Origin of the sequence: Nocardiopsis endophytica, from assembly GCF_027706725.1 — a bacterium.
Lineage (GTDB): Bacteria > Actinomycetota > Actinomycetes > Streptosporangiales > Streptosporangiaceae > Nocardiopsis_A > Nocardiopsis_A endophytica.
Window position 1 is genome coordinate 55,110 of sequence record NZ_JAQFWQ010000034.1, and the last position, 6,499, is coordinate 61,608.

Annotated in this window: 3 protein-coding genes; 1 reads left to right on the forward strand and 2 read right to left on the reverse strand. The window is 76.1% G+C overall.

What is annotated here, in order from left to right; translation table 11 throughout:
- Nucleotides 1-378: 378 nt before the first annotated feature.
- On the forward strand, nucleotides 379-1,008 hold the full coding sequence (locus O4J56_RS13870; protein WP_270686178.1) for a phospholipase: 630 nt from the start codon (nucleotides 379-381) through the stop codon (nucleotides 1,006-1,008).
- A gap of 9 nt (nucleotides 1,009-1,017) precedes the next feature.
- Here O4J56_RS13870 and O4J56_RS13875 read toward each other — a convergent pair whose 3' ends face one another.
- Complete coding sequence (locus O4J56_RS13875) at nucleotides 1,018-1,899, reverse strand: Fpg/Nei family DNA glycosylase (protein WP_270686179.1); 882 nt, start codon at nucleotides 1,897-1,899, stop codon at nucleotides 1,018-1,020.
- 445 nt (nucleotides 1,900-2,344) lie between these two features.
- Complete coding sequence (locus tag O4J56_RS13880; RefSeq protein WP_270686180.1) at nucleotides 2,345-5,584, reverse strand: DEAD/DEAH box helicase; 3,240 nt, start codon at nucleotides 5,582-5,584, stop codon at nucleotides 2,345-2,347.
- Nucleotides 5,585-6,499: the final 915 nt, after the last annotated feature.

Genomic DNA, 6,499 nt, shown 5'->3' on the forward strand with positions numbered 1-6,499 from the left:
TGGCCGTTCCGCGCCCGCCGACGCCCTGCTCAGCGAAGTTCCCCACGTTTGCGGACCGGGAGTCGGAATTGCTTCCCCAGGGGCACGGGGGGCCATTGTTGCAGATGTTCGAATTCTTCCTGATTCTTCGCCGATAGGCCCGATCGCCCGATTGGCAGGGGCATGTGGGCCCCCGTCCGCCCCGGAGGGGGCCCACTCGGGGGCGCCCTCGGGCCGGAGGTGACGCCCGCGCGTACGGCCGTCGGATTTCCGCCGTCAGCAGGTAAAGGGATGGCAAAGTCCCCGGGCCGGTAAAGCGCGCGGGGCGCGCGGGAAAGCAGAATCTCTGTGTCAGGCGGCCGCATCCGGGCCGCCTCCCCGCTGACCGAGAGGACACAGATGGCAGTCCCCCGCGCATTCACCCTGCGTGCCGTCACCGCGGCCTGCGCCGCGGCCGTCACCCTCCCCCTGGCCGCCGCCCCCGCACAGGCCGACACCCTCCCGCCCGACGAGCTCCGGCGCGTCACCGACGCCTACGTCTTCGACTACGCCCTGGACGACTTCATCGCCGTCAGCGCGCAGCGGCCCCACGAGCCCCAGCTCGACTGGTCCAACGACGGCTGCAGCATGTCCCCCGACCAGCCCATCGGCTACGACTTCAAGCCCGGGTGCGTGCGCCACGACTTCGGCTACCGCAACTTCAAGCTCCAGCAGCGGTTCGACGAGGCCAACCGGCTGCGCATCGACAACGTCTTCCGCGACGACCTGTACGGGATCTGCGACGGCGACTGGGTGTGCCGCGGCGTCGCCGACATCTACTACGCGGCGGTGCGCGGCTTCGGCGGCTTCGCCTCCGACCTCGACGACGCCCTGGAGCGGGGCGACGTGGAGGAGAAGACCGAGCGGTTCCTCGCCACCGCGGAGAAGGTGGAGGACGCCGGCTCCGCCGAGGAGGCCGAGCGCCTCATGGCCGACTTCGAGCAGGAGACCGGCGTGGACCTGGACATCGAGTCGGTTCCGGCGGGCTGACCCGCCGCCTCACTTGGCCTGGCAGCCCGGGCACCAGTACAGGGTCCGGGCCGCCAGGTCCGCCGACCGGACCGGAGTGCCGCACACCCGGCAGGGCTCGCCGGTCCGGTAGCAGACGTAGAGCGTGTCGGGCCGGGGCACCGGCCGGGCCTGCGGGTCGGGCCGGTGCTCGGGGCGCGTGGTGATGATGAGGCCGTCGCGCACGCCGTCCCGCAGCAGGCCGCACAGGTCGGCCCAGAGGTCCTCCCATTCGCCGGGCGTGATGTCGCGGCCGGGGCGGTAGGGGTCGATCCCGGCCCGGAAGAGGGACTCGGCGCGGTAGATGTTGCCGATCCCGGCGACCACGTCCTGGCGCATCAGCAGGGTGGCGATGGGCGACCGGGAGCGCGCGACGATCCGCAGGGCCCGCTCGGGGTCGGCGTCGGCGCGCAGCGGGTCGGGCCCGAGCCGGGCCTGGACGGCGCGCTTGTCCCCCTCGGTGATCACCTCGCAGGCCGAGGCGCCGCGCAGGTCGGCCCAGCCGTGCGCGGTGACCAGGCGGGCGCGTACCGCACCGACGGGCGGCGGCGGGACGGCGAAGCCGTCGGCGTCGCGCTCCAGCGGGCGGCCGCCGGCCCCGGCGGCGCGCGGGGCGCCCAGGTGGCGTTCGCCGTCGGCGTCGCCGAAGGTCCAGGCGCCGTACAGGCCGAGGTGGACGCGGAGCCACTCGTCGCCGTCGAAGCCGAGGAAGAGCTGCTTGCCATGGGCCTCGGCGGTCTCCAGGGTGCGGCCGTCGATGCGGCGGGCCCCGTCGGCGAAGCGCCCCTGCGGGCTGGACGCCCGCACGGGCTCACCGCCGTAGTGCTCGCTGAAGTGCGCCGCCAGCCGGTGCAGCGTGTGGCCCTCGGGCACCCCGCCCCCTCGTGTCGCGTTCCGGGATTCCCGCGCGCGGCACGGCCGGGCGAGCCGGGGTGCGGGGCGCGAGAGGGCCGCACGGACGCGGCGGCCACCGGTCTCGCACTCTATCGCCGACCGCACCCGCTTCGGCGTGCGGCCGGAGGCCGCCCGCCGGGGGCCGGGACTCGGAGGCGGGCAGGACCCGGTGCGGTGAGTGTCGGGCCGCCCCGGCCGGACGGTGGCCAGACCGAGCCGCGGGACGTCGCACCTTCATCAAGGGCCTTTCCTGACGACCGCAGGCGGGTTCATCCGGAGGGCTTCCGCCCCCGCCGCTACACCGAGTGCAACGCGCGCTCCTGGGCAAGGGGAGTGATCTCCTCAGCCCCCGACAGGGGCACCCCCAGGCGGACACCCATCCGCCGAGCACAGGCAGGACCCATCCACACGGCATCCCCCGCCCCTACACCGAGTGCAACGAGCGATCCGGACCCTCCTCCCCCTGAGCAAGGGAAATGATCTCCTCAGCCACCCCGGCAGGATTCTGCAGGCACCTCCAAGCGGGCACGCACACCACCGGGCCCTCGTAGAGGCCCTCCAGCATCCGCCCGCGGCGCAGCAGGCGTCGCAGTTCCGCGCCGTTGCGTGCCTGGTCGACCAGGACCAGCGCCGACCCGCCCCGGGTGCGCACGCACAGGTCGGCGCGGTGGCCCCGCACGGGCGGCGCGGCCGAGGCGTCGGACGCGCGCTGGCGGAGCGCGCGCTGCAGCACCCGGACCGCCGGGGTCGCGGGTTCCTCCCCCGCCTCATCGTCGCCTCCGGCCTCCGCCCAGCGGCACAGCTCGCCGCCGACCCCGCCCTGGCGCACCCAGAACGCCCGGTCCCCCACGGCGATCAGCCGCAGGCGCGTCCGGGTCAGCGCGGTGGTCCACAGCCGGTCGGGCCCACCCGGACCGCCCACGGCGCCGGACGCGCCCGTCGCCGACACCACCATCACGTCGACGCCCCGGTGCTCGGCGCGGAAGTACTCCGGCCCTCCCACGCGCACCTCCCGGGTGAACTCCTGCCGCTCGGCCAGGCGGCGCAGCAGCGACCACTGGGCCTGGTGCGGCGCGACCACGCCGAGGCTCAGGCCGCTCGGCAGCCCGCCGTCGAGCTGGCGCAGCAGCACCGCCACGCGATAGGCCTCGTCCCGGTTGACCGCCGACGCGCCGGGCACGACGTCGAACCGGCCCGGCGCATGCCGCCACTCGACCGCCGGACCGGTGACCGCGGGCAGGGTGCGCGGGTCGGTCAGCACGTGCACACGGCCGCCGTAGCAGTGCCGGGAGGCCAGCCGGGCGATCTCGGGGCGGGCCCGGTCGTGCTCGTCGAGGCGGAGCCGCGCGCCGTGCCCCGCCTCGGCGGACGCGGCGCAGGCGGCGTAGGCCGAGGCGCCGTGCCCCAGGCTCCACCGGCGCAGCCACTGCCCGCCGAGGCCCGACGCCGACCGGGCGCGCTCGTCGTCCGCGGGGTCCATCAGGCGGGGCGGCGGCGCCTGCGCCGGGTCGCCCAGCACCAGCACCCGGCGGGCCCGGTACAGCAGCGGCAGGAGGTGCGTCACCGGGATGCGGTCGGCCTCGGCCACCACGACCAGGTCGAACAGGCCGGGGGTGCACGGCAGCGCGTGCACGGCCCCGGCGCGGACCGCCCAGGCGGGAACGGCGGTCAGCAGGTGGGCCAGGCCGGACTTCCGGGCGGCGTCGTGCCAGTTCAGCGCCTCGATGCGGGAGGTGATGGCAGGGCGTGCGCGGGCGGCGCGGCGCACTGCGGAGCTCTCCAGGTAGGCGGCGCCGGAGAGCAGGTGGCAGGCGAGGGCGGCGTCCAGGTCGGCGGTCAGGTCCGCGAGCGGTGCGAGGCGGCGGCGCCGGTCCAGGCAGGAGCGCCACTCGCTCTCCAGGGCGGCGGCGCGCGCCAGCCGGTCCAGGTTCTCCGGGGCCGGGTTCACGCCCAGCTCGCGGCGGATCGCCGCGCGGTGGGCGCGCGCGGCCATGCCCGAGCCCTGGGCCCGCTCGGCGCGGCGCTGCCAGGCTTCGGGCTCGCCGGTGTCGACGGTGAACAGCGCCTCGGGGTCCCAGCCAGCCTCGGCCAGGCGCCGCCGCTCGGCGCCGAGCAGGGCCAGCGTGTGCCCGCCCGCGGCGACCGCGTCCACCGCGCGCCAGGCCTCCTCGGCGCGCGCCCAGTCGTCGCGCAGGCTCTGCCGGTCGGCCACCGTGTCGGGCGGGTCGGAGCGCAGGACCGCGTCGGCGATCTCGGCCAGGGACCGGGCCTCCTCCTCGGCGGGGCCGCCGACCGGCAGGATGCGGTGGGCCCGGTCGGCGCCGGTCGCCGCGGAGAGTCGGGACGGGAGGCGGCCGTCGGGGCCGACGAGCAGCACGCTCTGCCCGGCGGCGCAGGCGGTGCGCACGGCGGTGTCGGCGACCTGGTCGGCACCGGTGCCGGGCGGGGCGGCGGCGACGGTGAGGGGGCGGCGCATGGCGGAGGCGACGACGGCGTGGTGGGCCTCGGACAGGCGGTGGGGCGAGACGGGCAGCACGGGCTCGTCGCGCGCGGTGCCGCCTTCCAGGAGTGCGGCCAGGGCCGTGGAGTCGGCCTTCTCCGGCCGGATGCCGTCGCCGCCCAGGTCGGAGGCGGTGGTGGAGCCGGGAGGTTCGGGGTCGGTCCCGGCGCGGAAGAGGAGCGCGATGTTGTGGGCGCCCGTGCGGAGGTCGGCCAGGGGCATGACGCCGCGCAGGCGTGCCGGGACGACGTCGTCGACGCGGTCGATCTCCAGGCGGGCCAGGATCATGCGCGCCTTGGCCTCGAGGTCGCCGATCTTGGCCGTGGGCGCCTTGTCCGCGCCCTTGCCCCGGTCCGCCTTGTCCGCTCCCCCGGATCGGACGAGGCGGCGGAACTCGGCCAGCTCCTCCTGGGTGTCGATCCCGAGATGGCGCAGGAGCGCGGGGTTGACCTCGGGGCGCGAGGCGATGCGCACCCGGGGGCGTGCGGGGTCCTGGTCGGGCAGGGGTTCGGCGTCGGCCACGAAGAGCGGCGCGGCACGCCGGGCTCCGGAGGCGCGGCCGTGGCCGGTGCCGCTGTCGTCGTGGCAGGGCTCGTGGCCGTGGCCCGGCTCGTGGTCGTGGCAGGGCTCCGCAGGAAGGATGACCAGCGGGTACCCGTAGCGGAGGCGCCCGCCGCCCGAGCCGTCGCCGACCAGGGCCGCGGCGCCGACGGGGACGTCCACGGTGGTGCGTTCGCCGGTGAAGACCGACTCGGCGCCTCCGGGCAGGGCGGCCCAGGTGTCGAGGCGGGAGGTGTCCAGGTCGACGAGGTGCCCGAGGACGCGTTCCCGCTCGGCGCAGGCCCGGTGGTAGCCGATGAGGGCGGAGAGCCGTTCGGTCGGTGACTCGGGCGCGGGGCGCACCTGGGCGGGGCCGACGGGACGCACGGGGGCGGCACCGAAGGGACGCGCTGACGCCGGTGCCGAGCCCACGAGGGGTCCGGCGCCCTTCCGCAACCCCGGCAGGCCGGGTCCGGCCCCGGCGACGTCGGCGCCTCCACCGGCCGGAGGCGTCTCCGTCCGGCCCTCGGCGGGCGGCGCGATGTCGGCGACGACTCGGACGGGCTCGGCGGACGCCTCCCCGGCACGGTCGTGCAGGGACGGGTCGGATCGGGGGACCGCCACGTCACACCTCACGTATTCGATGGCATTTCGGGCGATGCCGGACAGCGACCGTCAGGTCACTCAGGGCTATCACCTTCATTGTGCGACATCCCCCGCAGATCCGCAGGAAGACCGGGGAATTGCCGACCTCCGAAGCGCCAGGCGGAAGAGGGCGACGCGAGGTCAGCGGCCCCACCTGCAGCGTCGTCTGCCGCGCCGCGTGTGCGTGGTCACCGTGTTCGGCGGCAACGGCGACAGCGGGGCGGTTCCCCGACCCTGCTTGCCGCCACCCCGGCCCCTTTCAGTCCGGGGCGGCTGGGCAGGTACCCCCACTCCAACCCCCAGCCGGGCAGCAGGCCACCGGGGTGCAGCGTGGAGGGCAGCAACGACGAAGGCCAGCACCCCGCCCCGCAGCGTTGTCGGGCGCGGCGCGTGTGCGTGGTCGCCGCAGATGGCGGCGACGGTCAGAGCGGGGCGGTTCCCCGACCCTGCTTGCCGCCTCCCCGCCCCCTTGCAGTCCGGGGCGGCTGAGCAGGTCCCCCGCTCAAGGGCCCCGGCCGGGCGGCGGGCCACCGGGGTGTGAGGTGGAGGGGCAGCAACGACGGAAGTGGGCGGCCCTCTCCGCAGCGCCGTCGAGTACGGCGCGTGTGCGTGGTCGCCGTGCTCGGCGGCAACGGCGACAGCGGGGCGGTTCCCGGGCGTCGCCTGCCGGGCGGCGGGCCCCTCGCGGTCCGGGTGAGCGGCGACGAGGAAGGCGGGTACTCGCCCGCACTCGTGGCGTCCGCACCTCCGGTGCCCCTCCTCGTTGATCTCGGGAAAATCGCCCCTACCGGGCCGGTTTTAGCGTCGCTTTGCCCGAGATCAACGAGGGAGCGGCGGCACGGGGGCGCACTGGTGTTGATCTCGGGGAAGTCGGGCTTATCGTGTCCGGTTTAA

Excerpts from the sequence above, each read along its gene's own strand:
- O4J56_RS13870 (WP_270686178.1), top strand. The coding sequence starts at position 379 with ATGGCAGTCCCCCGCGCATTCACCCTGCGTGCCGTCACCGCGGCCTGC.